The following is a 14,566-nucleotide window of genomic DNA, read 5'->3' as shown; positions in this document are numbered from 1 at the left end:
TCGGCCACACGGCCTCGGCCGTCGCTTCCGTGGGCTCGGCCAGTCATGGCCTGTCACCTCGCGAAACGACGGCAGCCGGCCACTTCCATGCTGCGCGCCCCCGCGCCACCCTGCGAATCGGACACCGAACGCTCGCAGCGGGGTCGGCCGTGACCGCGCGGCAGCTCAGGCGGAGCGCCGCGCCAGACTCTCCAGGACGGCCACCGCCCGATCGGCGTCCTCATACGGGACGAACAGGTGGTCGTGATGGAACCCGGCGACGACGTTGCAGCTCAGCCCGGCATCGGCGAGCTCCCGCGAGACCGCGGCAGTCAGCCCGACCGCCTCGAGCGCGGAATGGACACGCAAAGTGATCCAGCCGGCCACATAGCCGTATGCCAGCCCGGCCGCATCCGCCTCGGCACGGGGGACCACCAGGGTGAGGCCCTCATCCTCGGCGACTGTGACCACAGGGGTGACACCGGAGGGGATACCACCCTCGACCGTGGTGAACACGAAGCGGCCGGGATTCAGCTCCGGACGCATGCCACTCAACAGTTTCCGCAGGTCACTCTCGCCGGTCATGACCGCCACCTTACGCACTACGGTCGGCCCTCGCGGCTCGCCGGACCGGTCCGAAAGCAAGCCCGCCCGCGCGCTCGTAGAGGCGCAAGGCCCACGTGGATCACTCCGGAATCGGCTGGACGTCTTCCGCGCATTCCACGATCATTCACGCCGTGACAGATGAAGCCGATCGCCAGCGGCCGTTCCCCGTCAGCCGGAAGCCCGTGCGCTTCGTCGAACTGTCCGGCGAGGTGATGTCCGCTCTACTCGACGGGGACCTGCCCGCGGCCAGCAGGATGGCTGGGGTGGCTCTCACTGGGGACTTCGTCAGCGACAGGGCGCGGTGGCTGTGGAGGTTGCGACTCGGACAGATGGACGCGGATCCCGGCCAGGCCCGGTGGATGGCGCGGCAGGCGGCAGTCGGGGATGAGGGTCTCGTCGTAGGACACGCGGGGTTCCACGGACCACCCGATGAGGGGGGCATGGTCGAGATCGGCTACTCGGTTGCTCCCGAGTTTCGCCGTCGGGGGTATGCGCGGGCCATGCTGATCGAGTTGCTGCGTCGGGCCGCCGCCGAGCCTGCGGTCACGACCGTGCGGGCGACGATCAGTCCCGACAATCTCGCGTCCTTGGCCACGATCTCCGGCTTCGGTTTCGTGGAGGTCGGGGAACAGTGGGACGAAGAGGACGGTCTCGAACTCATCTTCGAAGTCCCCGCCGACCGGAACCAGGATCGGGCCGCCACGGGCAGCCGAGCATCATGACGGCCACCACGCCCAGGACCAGCGCGGTATTACCAGTGGTGGCGATGAGTCCTGCGGCGTTCGGCAGTCGTACTGTCGAACCCGTTACGGAGGAGGACTTCCGATGCGCAGCGTGACCTATTCGATGGGCGTCTCACTGGACGGCTACATCGTCGGGCCGGACGGCGGCTTCGACTGGACGGCGCCCAGCGAGGACGTCTTTCGTCTCTCCATCGACGAGATCCGTGAGGTCGGCGTCCACCTGATGGGACGCCGACTGTACGAGACGATGCTGTACTGGGAGACCGCCGACCAGGACCCATCGCTCGATGACTCCATGCTCGAGTGGGCCGCGCTCTGGAAGCCGCTCCCCAAGGTGGTGTTCTCCACCACGCTGTCGGCGGTGCAGGGCCATGCCCGCCTGGTCTCCGGCGGCCTGGCGGAGGAGATCGAGCGGTTGCGAGCCGAGCCGGGGGAGGGCGATATCGCGATCGGCGGCGCGACTCTCGCCGCCGAGGCGGACGCGTCGGGTCTGATCGACGAGTACCGGGCCAGGGTCTACCCGGTGCTGGTCGGCGGTGGCATTCCGTTCTTTCCCCGGCACGAGCGCCGGGTGGATCTCGAACTCGTGGAGACCCGCACCTTCAGCTCGAAAGTCGTCTACCTCCGCTACCGCGTGGCGCGCTAGCCGACTCGTCCGCCGAACCCGGAAATGGTCGTGGCTGAGGAGACGTCAGGAAGCCCTCTTCACGCTTGCCTGTTTTCGAAGTCCTGGCAGGTCTAGGCTCGCCTGGTGACCTTGGAATGGCGACATGTAATCGTTCACACCGCAGATCCGGCGGCCCTGGGACAGTGGTGGGCCGAGGCTCTTGGCTGGGTTGTGGTCCACTCCTCTGATGTGGAGTTCGCGATCCGCCCGGAGCCGGATCGTGTGCCGGGGTTGGAGTTCGTCCTGCTCGATGAGCCCAAGAAGGCCAAGAGCCGACTGCATCTCGACTTCGTCCCTGACGATCAGGAAGCCGAGGTGGCTCGCCTCGAGGCTCTTGGCGCACAGCGTGTCGATATCGGCCAGGGTGACCAGCCGTGGGTTGTCATGGCAGACCCCGAAGGCAACGAGTTCTGTGTCCTCGGCCGGCGGCGCCAGTAACTGAGCGCCGTCGGCCCGGCTCGACCGCGGCTGCCGTCACAGGCTCATTGGCTGACAGGCTCACAGGCTCAGCAGCAGGTCCCGGACCGCTTCAGGCTGGGAGAGGAACGGGTGGTGGCCGGCGTCGAGTTCGACGACGCTGTCGGCCCGGCGGGCGAACTCCCGCTGTAGCCGCGCTGGGGTGCCCCGGTCCTGGGCGCAGACGAGGTACGTCGAGGGCAACTGCTGCCATGCGGCCGCCCCGACCGGCTGCCCGGTCACCCGCACGCTCTGCCGTGCGAGGTGGTCCGCCGCCTGTGCCTGGAGCTCGGGGTCGCAGTCTCGCAGGAACGTGTCCACGAGCAGTTCGGGGCGGACCCCGAACGTGCCGGCGTCGGGATCGACGTCGAGGAACGGGGCGGGGCCGCCGTCCCCGAAATCCGACAGGCTCTGCCCGACCTCGGGCAGATAGCTGGAGACCAGCAGCAGGTGGCGCACCGACCCGACTCCCGCGGCGGCTTCCGCGGTGACGATGCCGCCGTAGCTGTGGGCGACCACGACGGTCGGCTCGTCGCCTGCCTGGAGCACCTGCCGCACCGCGGCCACATCCTCTGGCAGTCCCGGCCCGCCGACACCACCGGGCGGGCCCGCCTCGCCGCAGCTCGGCAGCGCCGGTGTCACGCTCGGCACCCCTCGCTCCTTCAGCAGCTCGGCGGTGCGGTGCCACCACCACGACCCGTCCCGTACGCACGCCCCGTGCACGAACACAACCCTCATAGCCACCTCCACGTCGGCCCCGACCGCCCTGCCGGAATATAGACGTAGTAGCCGTTACGTGATCCATCACTTCGGCACCCGCGGCGCCCTGCTGCGGGCCGTCCTCGGGCGGGCGTGCCCGAGCCTGCCAATGAGCCCGCGCGTGAATACGCGCCCGGTTCCCCGGAAGCGATTCGGCTGCGTGCCGAGATCGACCGGATTCGCGGGAACACGGTCCTCACCCTCACCGATCGCACCAGCCCGCGCTGCGCGACACTACGGGCATGACCTACGTCAACGACAAGCCCCGCCGGGGCGCTCATGGGCCGGCAGTACTTCGGCGGACCTACCCCTACATGGCCACCGCCGGAAACTGAACCAGGAGCAGGAGCAGGAGCAGGAGCAGGAGCAGGAGCAGGACCAGGACCAGGACCAGGAGCTGAGCACCCGCACCGCCCCCGTACTGCCCCGGACCCAAGCCGTACCCCCGACACTCCGACACTCCTGCCACTGAACCCGATCGGCCAGGCCGGCCGGGATGGAGACGAACTCGACATGCAATCACCGAAGAAGCCCACCGGAGAACCGGGAAACGGCTCGGCCGACACCGCACACATCATCCCGATGGACACGCTCGAACCCCAGCGGTGGGCCAACGGACGAGGCTGGACCCGCGAGATCCACCGTGAGCCCGCCGCGGATTCCCCGGAGACGGCCGCGTGGCGGCTGAGCCTCGCGGACATCGAGGACACCGGCCCCTTCTCACCCTTCCCCGGGATGCAGCGCCATCTGCTGTCGGCCGCCCCCGTGCCCCTTCAGCTCTCCATCGACGGCGCCGTCCACGATCTGCGGTACACCCAGATCGTCACGTTCGCCGGGACCGCCGAGGTGGCCACGACCGCCGTTCACGGCAGGGCGCGGGCGCTCAACCTCATGGTGCGCAGCGACATCCGCGGCAGCCTCGACCTCCTCGGGGGCGACGCGCAACTGTCGGTCTCGGCCGCGTTCGCCACCGCTCTGGTGGTCCTCGACGGCACTGTCGCGCTGGGCGGCCGACGGCTGGAGCGCTTCGACACGATCCTTCCCGGCGCCGAAGAGACACCACTCACTCTCCAGGACGCGACCGTGGCCCGGGTCCGTGTCGAGACGTCGGCGACGGATGCCACGCCCGCCCCCGCCTAGGCAGTGGCTTCAAAAGGTCATCGTTGGTGGATCATGGTGTGGTGATACGTCGGCATGAACTGTCCGATGCCGATTGGGAGTTCGTCCGGCCACTGCTGCCCGAGTCGTTGCGGGGGCGGAAGCGGCTGGACGACCGCAGGGTCCTGAGCGGGATCGTGTGGAAGTTCCGGGCTGGGACGGCCTGGCGGGATGTGCCCGACCGTTACGGGCCGTGGGCCACGCTGCATACGCGTTTCCGCAGGCGGGCGGCGGACGGGACGTTCGACCGGATGCCGCGGGCCGCGCAGGCGAAGGCGGACGCCGCGGGCGACGTCGAGTGGCCGATGTCGGTCGGTTCCACGATCGTCCGCGCCCACCAGCACGCGGCCGGAGCCCGAAAAGGGGGGCTCCGCGACCCGGCCCTCGGCCGGTCCCGAGGCGGTCTGACCAGCAAGATCCACCTGACCTGCGACGGCCGGGGCCGTCCGCTCGCCTTCGTCGTCACGGGCGGCAACACCGACGACTGCACCCGGTTCACCGCCGTGATGGAAGCGATCCTGGTGCCCCGGACAGGGCCGGGACGACCCCGGACCCGGCCCGGTCACGTCCTCGGCGACAAGGACTACAGCTCGAAAGCGATCCGCACCTGACTCCGTCGGCGGGGCATCCCGCACACGATTCCCGAGCGGGCCGACCAGGTCCGCAACCGGGCCCGGCGAGGCAGCTGCGGAGGCCGCCCGCCGGCCTTCGACCGTCAGCTCTACAAGCGGCGCAACGTCGTGGAGCGCTGCCTCACCCGCCTCAACCGCCTCAAGCAGCGGCGCGGCATCGCCATTCGCTACGACAAGACCATCCAGTCCTACGAAGCAGCCGTCACCCTCGCATCACTCCTGATGTGGGCGTGACATTTGACGACAGAACCTAGGGCGACGGCCTCGTCCATTTCGGCCGCGCCGCGATAACTCCCCGTGAGGTCGTATGCCTCCAGGATTTCCTGGATCTCCCTGCTGTTCTTCACACCGGCCAGCTTCGCTGGCCGGTGCCCGTCCAGGTCCGGGGAGGTATCGGCCGCCAGTGGGGAAGCTCGCGGCCACAAAATACTAGATAAACGGCCGCCTACGGGGAGTATCCACTGGCCGCCGTCAACCAGGCAAGGGTGGCTCTCGCAGTACCTGTATCACCAGGGTCTCCCAGACGTCCAGGACGCCTGTCAACCTGTTTGAGTCGGCTCCCAGCTACACAGAGGAGAAGTAATGGATCCACGGGAGGCGCGCACGGCGGCCGCCCGAGAACCCGTCCCAGGCGCCCTGAACGAAAGCGCCGACAACACTCCATGGACACGCACTGCAGCTTTACCCCCCATCAGTTCAATTCAGATGCACCGGACGCGCGACCGTGTCAGCACATGCTTCCACGACATAAGGGACGAAGACCAATGGCGGACAACCAGTTCACCACTCACGCAGACCTTTTCGATCTGAGTGGAAAGTGCGCACTTGTCACTGGCGGCACCAGGGGCATTGGGATGATGATAGCGCGCGGCCTTCTGCAGGCGGGCGCCCGCGTCATTATCAGCTCACGCAAGGCAGACACGTGCGCGGAGGCACAGCATCTACTGTCCGAATTCGGCGACGTTCAAGCAATCCCCGCCGACCTGTCCAGGTACGACGAGTGTCAGCGCCTCGCTGATCTTGTCAAGGCCGACTCGGAACGCCTGGACATCCTCGTCAACAACGCGGGAGCGATGTGGCGCGAGCCGCTGGAGACGTTCCCGGACGAGGCCTGGGACGCAGTGATCGACCTCAACCTCAAGTCGCCGTTCTGGCTGGTGCAGGCGCTGCTCCCCGCACTTCGCAGGGCGGGCACCGCCGATGATCCCGCGCGGATCATCAACATCGGCAGTATCGCCGCCATCCACGTCGCCGAGTCGCCCAACTACTCGTACGCCAGCAGCAAAGCGGCACTCCATCAACTCACCAGAGTGCTTGCCAGAGAACTGGGCCCACAGCACGTCACGGTGAACGCGGTGGCCCCAGGACCGTTCCCGTCGCAGATGATGGCGTCCACGCTCGATGCCATCGGCGACACGATCGCGGCGAAGGCCCCTCTGCGCCGGCTCGGCCGCGACGACGACATGGCAGGTATCGCCGTGTTCCTCGCTGGCCGGGCCGGATGTTACCTCACGGGCACCATCATCCCGGTCGACGGCGGCATCGCCACGACCGCATCAGGTACCTAGGCGTCGGCCGGTTCGGGCGGCGGCGGCTCTCGGTGGGTGCGGGCTCCCATGGCCCGCGGGAGTACGCCTGGGCCCGGGTCCCGATCCGCATCTGCTGGGCGCCGGGCCGGGGGGTGCCCCTATGTGTTTGGTCAAGGTCGAAGGCCAGTAGGTTCGTGTGGTCGAGAGTGGGGTCAAGCCGTAGGGGTGTGCATGGGGGATGGCCAGGTCACGATCAAGCTCACGAGTGACGAGGCACTGGTGCTGTCGCACTGGCTGGAGAAGCTCCAGATGACGGACCTCAGTCGCGTCGTCGACGATCCAGCGGTCTGGGCACCGATCCATCGGATCGCCGGAACGCTGGACAAAGTGCTTCCTGAGCTGTTCGCCCCTGACTATGACCAGCGGCTTGAGGACGCTCGTCAGCGACTTCGACCGGATGACTGACCGATCGGTCTGACCCTCATCTGGCCTCTGCGGGTTGGGGTTCATAGAAGGTGCCGTCGCGGAGCATGGCGAAGAGGACGTCTGCCCGGCGTCGGGCCAGGCAGAGCAGGGCCTGGGTGTGGTGCTTGCCCTGGGCGATCTTCTTGTCGTAGTGGGCCCGGGATGCGGGGTCGCCCAGGGCGGCGAACGCGGATAGGAAGAAGGCCCGTTTGAGCTGCTTGTTTCCTCTCCTGGATGGCTGTTCGCCGCGGATCGAGGAACCCGAGCTCCGGGTCGCCGGGGCGAGTCCGGCGTAGGCGGCGAGGTGGCCGGCGGTGGGGAAGGTGCTGCCGTCACCGACCTCGATCAGGATGCGGGCTCCGGTCCTGACGCCAACTCCCGGCATGGACGTCAGGGCCTTCGAAAGAGGGTGGGCCTCCAGGAGTTCCCCGATCCGCCCGGCCAGCAGCTCGCGCTGGTCAAGGACGGCCGTCAGCGAAGTGGCCGGGCTCGGGACGATCAGTGCGGCCGCCTCAGTGCCGGGAACGGTGACGGTCTGCTCGTCCAACGCGGCGAAGATTTCCTCGACCAGCCGCTCGGCCATCCTCGGCGCCTTCGGCCGCAGCAGCGTGACCAGCCGCCGACGGCCGGCGTTGCGGATCTGGGCCGGGGATCCGAACCGTTCCAGCAGCGTGAGGACGGCCGGGTGCTGTAACCGCGGCCCCAGCACCCGTTCCAGCGACGGATGGATCTGCGTCAACAGGCCATGCAGCCGGTTCGCGACCCGGGTGGCCTCGTCGGCCAGGTCGTCATCGAAGCCCACGATCATCTCCAGCTCGGCGATCGTCTCGTCCTCGCCGTCGATCGCCCGCAGCGTGTGGGGCATCGCGCGGGCCGCGTCCGCGATGATGAACGCGTCCTTCGCGTCCGTCTTCGCCTCACCCGGATACAAGTCTGCGATCCGCCGCATCGTCAGACCCGGCAGATAAGCGACCGGGCAGCCCATGTCCCGGGCCACCGCGAGCGGTAGTGCCCCGATCGAGGCTGGCTGGTCCACGACGACCAGCACCGTTCCGTGCTTGGTCTGGAGCTTCGCGAACAGCTCGCGGAGCTTGGGCTCAGTGTTGGGAAGGCGCTTGTCGAACGCCTTCTTTCCGGCCGGGGTGACGGCAGTGGCGTGGTGTTCGCCCTTGCCGACGTCCAGGCCGAGGAAGACGTCGATGTCACCGGTTTCGATCACGTGCAGGCCCCTCCATCACGCTTTCGTCCGGCCTGCCACGGCACCGAGCTGCCACATCCACGTTACGGAGAGTTCTTCCGGCCCGGGTGAAGCCGGTGCTCAAGCCCCTCATCAGCGGTCCGTCGATGCCTCCGGACCCGGTGACACCACCCCACGGATCATGAACAACAAGGGGGAAGTCATGCCGGACCCGAAGGCCGGGGGCCCCATTACGGAGCCACGAAAAGGTAACGGGGGGCACTGGCTGCTCGCCCGACGGTCCACCTCGAGCGGCGAGATCGCCTACTACATCTGCTTCGGGCCCCGACGAGCCACCTTGTCGAACCTGGCCTGGATCGCCGGATCACGCTGGGCCATCGAGGAGTGCTTTCAGCAGGCCAAAGGCGAGGCCGGGCTGGACAAGTACCAGGTCCGCGACTACCGAACCTGGTACGTCCACACCACCCTGTCCATGCCGGCCGCCGCATGGCTGGCCGGCACCCGCGCCGCGGTCGCCCCGCAGACGGCCTCGGCAAACACCACGCCCAGCTCGAAGGCATGATCAACTGCACGCTGCCCGAGTTGCGGCGGCTGACCGCCGCGTTGCTGCTGGCGACACGCCCTCCCGTCGAACGCGTCTGGTCCTGGTCCCGATGGCGCCGCCGACGACAGCACCAAGCCCGCCTCTGCCACTACCGACGCCGCGGCTACATCATCTAGGCGCCGTTGCAGTATTAGCGGCCGAACACAGACTTCAACCGTTCGGGGACGCGCTCACCCTGGATCTGGATTTGGGCCGCGGCCGCCTCGATGCGTTGCAGGTCGCCGGACGTCAATTCGACATCGAGCGCTCCCAGGTTCTCTTCCAAGCGATGCAGTTTGGTTGTGCCGGGGATCGGCACGAACCACGGCTTCTGCGCCAGCACCCAGGCGAGAGCGATCTGGGCTGGTGTGGCTCCCTTGTCGTCGGCGATCTGCCGCAGCAAGTCGACCAGTGTTTGATTGGCCTGCCGTGCTTCAGGAGTGAAGCGCGGCAGCATGCGGCGGAGGTCGTTGTCGGCCAGCGATGTACGGGAGTCGATTGTGCCGGTCAGAAAGCCCTTGCCCAGCGGGCTGTATGGCACTAGGCCGATGCCCAGCTTCTCCAAGGTCGGAATGATCTCGGCTTGGTGGTCTCGCGTCCAGAGCGAGTATTCACTTTGCAGCGCCGTCACAGGCTGCACGCGGTGGGCTCGGCTAATCGTCGTCGCACCTGCCTCCGATAGACCGAAGTGCTTGACCTTACCTTCGGTGATCAGCTCCTTGACCGTGCCTGCTACGTCTTCGATGGGCACGTCGGGATCGACGCGGTGTTGGTAAAGAAGGTCAATGCAATCCGTTTGCAGACGCTGGAGCGAGGCCTCGGTCACTCGACGGATCTGCTCGGGTCGGCTATCGAGCCCCGACGCCGGGGTCGGCCCCTGCTCTCCGTGCTTGAGACCGAACTTGGTGGCAATCACCACCTGGTCGCGGACCGGCGCCAGCGCCTGACCGACCAGCTCTTCATTGGTAAAAGGGCCATAGACTTCGGCGGTGTCGAAGAATGTCACGCCGCGGTCAACCGCAGCCCGCAGCAGCCTCGTCATCTCGGCTGGGTCCGGGGACGGACCGTAGAAGAAACTCATGCCCATGCAACCGAGTCCCAGGGATGAAACTTCGAGGTGCTGTCCAAGTTTGCGTTTCTGCACTGGAGAATGCTCCTTCGGTACAGGTCATCTGACCCATTGTTCCGGCTGTTCAGCCGGAACCGGTCACAGCAGGTTAAGCCCGCCTTGCGGGCGGCGGGGAGGCCCTCCTGATACAGGTACTGTCGATGCCACCCTTGTCCGGCGGGCTGGCACTCTGTCCACGTGGAATTCTTCGTGCTGAGCTCGCGAATCGCCACGAAAGTGATTGAGCCACTTGTCGGGTCGGCATCAAGGGTGACAATGAATCGATGCGATCGGCGACGCGATCGCGGGGTCGGCCCCGCTACGCCGGCTTGGCCGCGACGACGACATGGCGGGATCGCCGTGTTCCTCGCCAGTCGGGCCGGGTCCTACCGCGGGCCTTTTCCTGCTACGACGCTGGGCGCATGCCGCGTGTGAGGGGGTGCGTAGCCATCGGGGTACCAGCAGAACCTCCCTTCGCCTGCGGACAGGGCCTATGGTGAAGGGGTGGCCACGATCGATCTACGCACTGAGATCAAGGAATTCCTGAGCTCCCGTCGCGCGCGGATCGCGCCCGAGCGGGCCGGACTGCCCGCCTACGGCGGCAACCGCCGGGTCAAAGGTCTGCGTCGCGAAGAGGTAGCTCTACTAGCAGGGGTATCGGTCGACTACTACGTGCGTATGGAGCGCGGCAGCCTCACCGGCGCCTCCGACGGGGTGCTCGACGCGTTGGCCTCTGCCTTGCAACTCGACGAGGCCGAGCGCGATCACCTATTCCACCTTGCGCGGCAGTCCAGGGCGCCCAGCGGTCCACGCCGCCGGCGACCCGCCGTGACGGTGCGTCCGGCGCTTCAGCAGGTGCTCGACGCCATCACCGATGCGCCGGCTTGGATTTGCAACGGCCGTTATGACGTGCTGGCCGTGAATCAACTTGCCCGCGCGCTGTATTCACCGGTGCTGGCCGACACGCGACGGCCGGCGAACACCGCGCGGTTCGTGTATCTAGATCCCGAAGCGGCAAAAACGTTCTTCGTCGACTATGACCGAATCGCCTGCGATGTGGCCGCGAAGCTACGCATGGAAGCCGGCCGCAATCCGCACGACGAGGAGCTGATCGCCCTAGTCGGTGAACTATCAACACGCAGTGAACTATTTAGGCAGCGGTGGGCATCTCGGGACGTTCGGCTCCACCGGTCCGGACGCAAGCGTGTGCACCATCCGGTAGCGGGCCAGCTCGACCTGGACGTCGAGTCGATGGAGCTGCCTGCCGAACCCGGCCTGCTCCTGAACGTCTACACCGCGCCCGCTGGCACGGCGACCGCGGACGGTCTAGCCCTATTGGCGTCGTGGGCGGCTAGCCAGGAGAGGCTTGCGACCGAGATTCAAGCACTCAGATGATATTCCAACCTTTTCAGTCCGTCTGAGTCAGCGCTGAACGATCGGCGAGAGCGTCGGGCCCACGTTGGGAATGCCTTTCGAGTGATCGTAAGTTGACTTGGGCTCCCGCAGTTGGGGCGCAGGCAAACCCAGTCGGGGTCGCCGTAGTACTCGCCGAAAATCGGGCGGATATGGCGAGTTGCGAAGTTATGGCCGGCGAGCCAAGACGCGGACCGAGTATCTGGGGGCCCGCCGGGATACTCGCGAAAGGGGCGGCCGTGCTGTCGGACGCTGATGAGGTCGAGCGGCACCCGTGCCCGCGCTGCCTGGCCGGGCCGGGCTCGCCCTGCCGGTCCCGTTCCGGCGCGGTCGCCGGGACGTATCACACCGGCCGGTTCGCCAAGGTCGCTCGACTGGCGAAGGAACTGCGCGTGCCGACTCCGGCCGACCGCGGACCGGGACAGCCATGGCGGCCAGGCACCCCGTCGTCGGCGCCGATCGCGCCGGACGCCCCGAGCGCGGACATCCGCATCGGCTACGCCCTGCTCACACCTCAGCCAGGAACTCCAGTCCCAGCTCGACGCCCTCGCAGCGCTCGGCATCGGCCGCGACAAGATCTTCTCCGAGAAGATCTCCACCCGCATCCGGGTCCGGCCCCAGTTCGAGGGCCGCGCTCGAGGCGGCTCGGCAGATCAAGGCCCACGCCCCGCACTGCCGGGTCATCTTCACCGTCTACGAGATGAAACGCCTCGGCCGCGACTCCGCTGAGCTGACCGCGCTCGCCGACCACCTCACCGCGCACGGCATCCTGCTGGAAATGCTCGCCGGGCCGATCGCCGGGATCTACGACCCCTCCGGGACTGGCCGGATGCTGTTCGGCTTCTTCGCCGCCATGGCCGAAACTGACCGCGAGACCATCCGCGAATCCACCCTGGAAGGGCTCAGTGTCGCTGCCCGCAAGGGAAATCACGGCGGGCGGCCACCGGTGATCACCGACGACATGCTGCACACCGTGGTGCGCCGACGCGCGAAGGGCGAGTCCGTCGAGGACATCCGCCGGGATCTGTACATCCCGACCGGCAAACGCCGGGGGAAGAACCCCAGCATCGCCAGCATCTACCGAGCCCTGGCCGAGCACGAGAAACGGCAGGCTCACCCCGAGGCTGTCGGCCAGGCCCATGCCGACTTCGCCGCAGCGACAACCAGCACCTGATCAGCCAGACACCACCGCGAATACCCGCTGGTCGCGCGGCCCGCACGACGACTCATTGCCCCTTTCGCGCGTATCTCGGAACCGGCGGCTGATCGTCAACCACCCGGGACTGCGCGCCGACTGTGCCGTCACGGTCGAGGGGTGAGGTCGTCGGAGCGCCCGGCCTCGATGCGGGACCACTGGGGGATGGGACGTCCGTTGCTCCGCAGGCCGACGTGGTCGGCGGGTGTTCCCTGGCCACGCAGCCAGTTGGGGGGCGAGTCCTCCCACGGTTCCTGGCGTCCGTACACGGTGAGGTCCATGAGTGCGTAGCTGTAGTCCGTCGTCTCCACCCCGCGCAGCGTCGTCCAGTAGGTCTCGTAGACGCGGTCGCCGCGCGCAGGTAGCAGACCAGGTGCATCATGCCGACGTGGCGTCCGACCAGGAGCTCGTCATGCGACGGAAGGGCCGAGTACCACGGCACCTCCCAGCCCATGAAGTCCCGGTAGCGGCGGCTTTCCTCGTACGGGCCTTGGCAGAAGACCGCGTAAGTGATGTCGCGGGAGTGCAGGTAGGACAGCTCCTGCACCTGGGTGGTGACCCAGGTGCAGCCCTCGCACTGCCCGGCCGCGTCGTGGCCGTCGTGCCACATGAAGTAGTAGGCGATGAGCTGCCGGCGCCCTTCGAACGCGTCGAGCAGGGCGACCGGCCCGTCGGGCCCGGTCAGTTCGAGGTCGGCGGCCACCTCGACCATGGGCAGCCGGCGCCGGGCCGCGGCGATCGCGTCGCCTTCCCGGGTGTGTGCCTTCTCGCGGACTCTCAGCTTGTCCAGTTCGGCCTGGAAGGCGGCCCGCTTGGCCACCGGCGGCAGCGCCGGCGCGCGGTCGGGGTCCCCACTCCTGCTGTCGTACTCGGTCACGATCGTGTCCAATCGTCGTAAGCCATCAGTCGTCTCCCGTCACTCGGAGGCTTCTGGGGCTACCGGGCCGGGGCGCTCCGCCAGTTCCTTGAGCCGCAGCAGGCGGGTCTCCCAGGAGCGGCCGATCCGGTCCAGTTCCCGGGCCAGCGCGCCGAGCCGGGCGCCGACCGCGAGATAGACGACCTCGCGCCCGCGCTGCTCGGACTCGATCAGCCCGACCTCGCGCAGCACCTCCAGGTGCTTGCCGATCGCCTGTCGGCTCACCGGCAGCACCCGGGCCAGCGTGGACGCCGACTTGGGGCCCTCGCCGAGCCGGGTGAGGATCTCCCAGCGCGTCGGGTCGCCGAGCGCCGCACACATGACGGGGAGAGTGGCGGTCACGGTTGCGTCGTCGGGGTCGGTGCGGACTTCTCGACGAACGCCTTCGCGGCCTCCAGTTCGGTGAGCCACCCCTTGTCGTTGCCCTCGCGCTCCTTCAGCCACGCGGCCGGGTCGTCGGCGAGGCCGGAGAATCCACTCTCGACGACGCGTAGCGTCACCCCGCCGCCGTCCCGCTCGTCGATCCAGAACTGGACGAGGGTCGAGGGCGTCGACTCATCCCGGAACGGGGTACCGATCCAGCGGAACGCGGCGTAGCGCGGCTTGTCCAGCGTCACTGTCCGGAACCGGAACTCGCCCAGCGTCGGATGGCGCACCACGGCCACGTCGCCCTCGTAGCACATGTCCGGGTCGGCCTGGACCGCGCCGTCGTTGACATACCAGCCGGGGCGCGCGACCAACTCCCAGACCCGCTCTGCCGGGGCGTCGATGTCGATCTGCCGGGCGATCCGGTCAAGCTCGGTGAGCTCGGCGTCGGTGTAGGTGGTGTCGTTCATGGCTTCCTCCCTCGGGTGTTTCCCGCGCATCGATCCGCAACTCAACGGTTGCACATCGAAGCCCGTAACTGCAACCCAACGGTTGCAGTTGTGTCCCGCCATTGAGCACCACCCTGCGCCGCACCCCCATTGGCGTACCGCAGCGGCGGCCGCACACCACGCGCCTCAACGCCTGCGAACCACAGCGGGATCAGTAACGACACCACCGTCCGCCTTGCTGAAGGAGCCGGGGGGACCTGGCGCCACAACGCCCCCTGTAATCACTCACGGTGATCACGAGCTCTCGCGCGCCGAGGAATACGCGACTCCCAATTACGCGAGGT

16 protein-coding genes and 3 pseudogenes are annotated in these 14,566 nt (G+C 67.7%); 12 read left to right on the top strand and 7 right to left on the bottom strand.

Annotated elements, in window-relative coordinates; genetic code table 11:
- Positions 1 to 165: 165 nt before the first annotated feature.
- Complete coding sequence (locus tag ACK1X7_RS05790; protein ID WP_385146278.1) at positions 166 to 564, bottom strand: ACT domain-containing protein; 399 nt, start codon at positions 562 to 564, stop codon at positions 166 to 168.
- 233 nt (positions 565 to 797) lie between these two features.
- Between ACK1X7_RS05790 and ACK1X7_RS05785 the strand changes: the two genes are divergently transcribed.
- From ACK1X7_RS05785 to ACK1X7_RS05775, 3 genes are all read left to right on the top strand, one after another.
- Positions 798 to 1,307 (top strand): GNAT family N-acetyltransferase, encoded by a 510-nt coding sequence (locus ACK1X7_RS05785; protein ID WP_385146276.1) that lies wholly within the window; start codon positions 798 to 800, stop codon positions 1,305 to 1,307.
- Positions 1,308 to 1,410: 103 nt separating this feature from the next.
- Complete coding sequence (locus ACK1X7_RS05780; protein WP_413114725.1) at positions 1,411 to 1,974, top strand: dihydrofolate reductase family protein; 564 nt, start codon at positions 1,411 to 1,413, stop codon at positions 1,972 to 1,974.
- A gap of 105 nt (positions 1,975 to 2,079) precedes the next feature.
- The gene (locus ACK1X7_RS05775) at positions 2,080 to 2,433 is read left to right on the top strand and encodes a VOC family protein (protein WP_385146218.1); all 354 of its coding nucleotides are present in this window, start codon (positions 2,080 to 2,082) and stop codon (positions 2,431 to 2,433) included.
- A 60-nt stretch (positions 2,434 to 2,493) separates the two neighbouring features.
- Here ACK1X7_RS05775 and ACK1X7_RS05770 read toward each other — a convergent pair whose 3' ends face one another.
- A complete protein-coding gene (locus ACK1X7_RS05770) occupies positions 2,494 to 3,189 on the bottom strand; it encodes an alpha/beta hydrolase (protein ID WP_385146216.1) in 696 nt (231 codons plus the stop codon).
- 534 nt (positions 3,190 to 3,723) lie between these two features.
- Between ACK1X7_RS05770 and ACK1X7_RS05765 the strand changes: the two genes are divergently transcribed.
- From ACK1X7_RS05765 to ACK1X7_RS05750, 4 genes and pseudogenes are all read left to right on the top strand, one after another.
- Positions 3,724 to 4,350 carry a HutD/Ves family protein gene (locus ACK1X7_RS05765; RefSeq protein ID WP_385146212.1) on the top strand — a complete coding sequence of 209 codons (627 nt, stop codon included), beginning with the start codon at positions 3,724 to 3,726 and terminating at the stop codon, positions 4,348 to 4,350.
- Positions 4,351 to 4,391: 41 nt separating this feature from the next.
- Positions 4,392 to 5,234, top strand: a pseudogene (locus ACK1X7_RS05760) (IS5 family transposase).
- A 530-nt stretch (positions 5,235 to 5,764) separates the two neighbouring features.
- Positions 5,765 to 6,568, top strand: a complete 804-nt coding sequence (locus ACK1X7_RS05755) for an SDR family oxidoreductase (RefSeq protein WP_390795418.1) — start codon at positions 5,765 to 5,767, stop codon at positions 6,566 to 6,568.
- A gap of 192 nt (positions 6,569 to 6,760) precedes the next feature.
- On the top strand, positions 6,761 to 6,994 hold the full coding sequence (locus tag ACK1X7_RS05750) for a hypothetical protein (protein WP_385157843.1): 234 nt from the start codon (positions 6,761 to 6,763) through the stop codon (positions 6,992 to 6,994).
- A gap of 16 nt (positions 6,995 to 7,010) precedes the next feature.
- Here ACK1X7_RS05750 and ACK1X7_RS05745 read toward each other — a convergent pair whose 3' ends face one another.
- Positions 7,011 to 8,213, bottom strand: a complete 1,203-nt coding sequence (locus tag ACK1X7_RS05745; RefSeq protein WP_398161669.1) for an IS110 family transposase — start codon at positions 8,211 to 8,213, stop codon at positions 7,011 to 7,013.
- A 235-nt stretch (positions 8,214 to 8,448) separates the two neighbouring features.
- Between ACK1X7_RS05745 and ACK1X7_RS05740 the strand changes: the two are divergent.
- Positions 8,449 to 8,754 (top strand): annotated as a pseudogene (locus ACK1X7_RS05740) (IS701 family transposase); the annotation flags it as partial.
- Complete coding sequence (locus ACK1X7_RS05735; RefSeq protein WP_385157839.1) at positions 8,751 to 8,912, top strand: hypothetical protein; 162 nt, start codon at positions 8,751 to 8,753, stop codon at positions 8,910 to 8,912. The pseudogene ACK1X7_RS05740 and the gene ACK1X7_RS05735, both read left to right, overlap by 4 nt.
- Before the next feature lie 14 nt (positions 8,913 to 8,926).
- Here the strand turns inward: ACK1X7_RS05735 and ACK1X7_RS05730 are convergent, their stop codons facing one another.
- Entirely contained in the window at positions 8,927 to 9,919 is a 993-nt protein-coding gene (locus ACK1X7_RS05730; protein WP_385158046.1) for an aldo/keto reductase, read from the bottom strand.
- Positions 9,920 to 10,387: 468 nt separating this feature from the next.
- Between ACK1X7_RS05730 and ACK1X7_RS05725 the strand changes: the two genes are divergently transcribed.
- The 3 genes from ACK1X7_RS05725 (at position 10,388) to ACK1X7_RS05720 (ending at position 12,470) form a co-directional block, all read left to right on the top strand.
- Positions 10,388 to 11,278, top strand: coding sequence for a helix-turn-helix transcriptional regulator (locus tag ACK1X7_RS05725; protein ID WP_390796141.1), 891 nt, complete (start codon positions 10,388 to 10,390; stop codon positions 11,276 to 11,278).
- 170 nt (positions 11,279 to 11,448) lie between these two features.
- On the top strand, positions 11,449 to 12,000 hold the full coding sequence (locus tag ACK1X7_RS48285; protein ID WP_423247792.1) for a zinc finger domain-containing protein: 552 nt from the start codon (positions 11,449 to 11,451) through the stop codon (positions 11,998 to 12,000).
- Positions 11,949 to 12,470, top strand: a complete 522-nt coding sequence (locus tag ACK1X7_RS05720; RefSeq protein ID WP_423247806.1) for a recombinase family protein — start codon at positions 11,949 to 11,951, stop codon at positions 12,468 to 12,470. Before ACK1X7_RS48285 ends, ACK1X7_RS05720 begins: the two co-directional genes overlap by 52 nt.
- A 128-nt stretch (positions 12,471 to 12,598) precedes the next feature.
- Here ACK1X7_RS05720 and ACK1X7_RS05715 read toward each other — a convergent pair.
- The 3 genes and pseudogenes from ACK1X7_RS05715 to ACK1X7_RS05705 all read right to left on the bottom strand — a co-directional run bounded on the left by ACK1X7_RS05715 (position 12,599) and on the right by ACK1X7_RS05705 (position 14,243).
- Positions 12,599 to 13,368 (bottom strand): annotated as a pseudogene (locus ACK1X7_RS05715) (DUF899 family protein).
- Positions 13,369 to 13,407: 39 nt separating this feature from the next.
- Entirely contained in the window at positions 13,408 to 13,749 is a 342-nt protein-coding gene (locus tag ACK1X7_RS05710) for an ArsR/SmtB family transcription factor (protein ID WP_385146840.1), read from the bottom strand.
- Positions 13,746 to 14,243: an ATPase gene (locus tag ACK1X7_RS05705; RefSeq protein ID WP_385146838.1), complete on the bottom strand. Its 498-nt coding sequence runs from the start codon at positions 14,241 to 14,243 to the stop codon at positions 13,746 to 13,748. Before ACK1X7_RS05705 ends, ACK1X7_RS05710 begins: the two co-directional genes overlap by 4 nt.
- Between the last annotated feature and the right edge of the window lie 323 nt (positions 14,244 to 14,566).

Origin of the sequence: Streptomyces sp. CY-1, from assembly GCF_047218265.1 — a bacterium.
Taxonomy (GTDB): domain Bacteria; phylum Actinomycetota; class Actinomycetes; order Streptomycetales; family Streptomycetaceae; genus Streptomyces; species Streptomyces niphimycinicus.
This window is presented reverse-complemented; position numbering and strand designations above follow the sequence as displayed.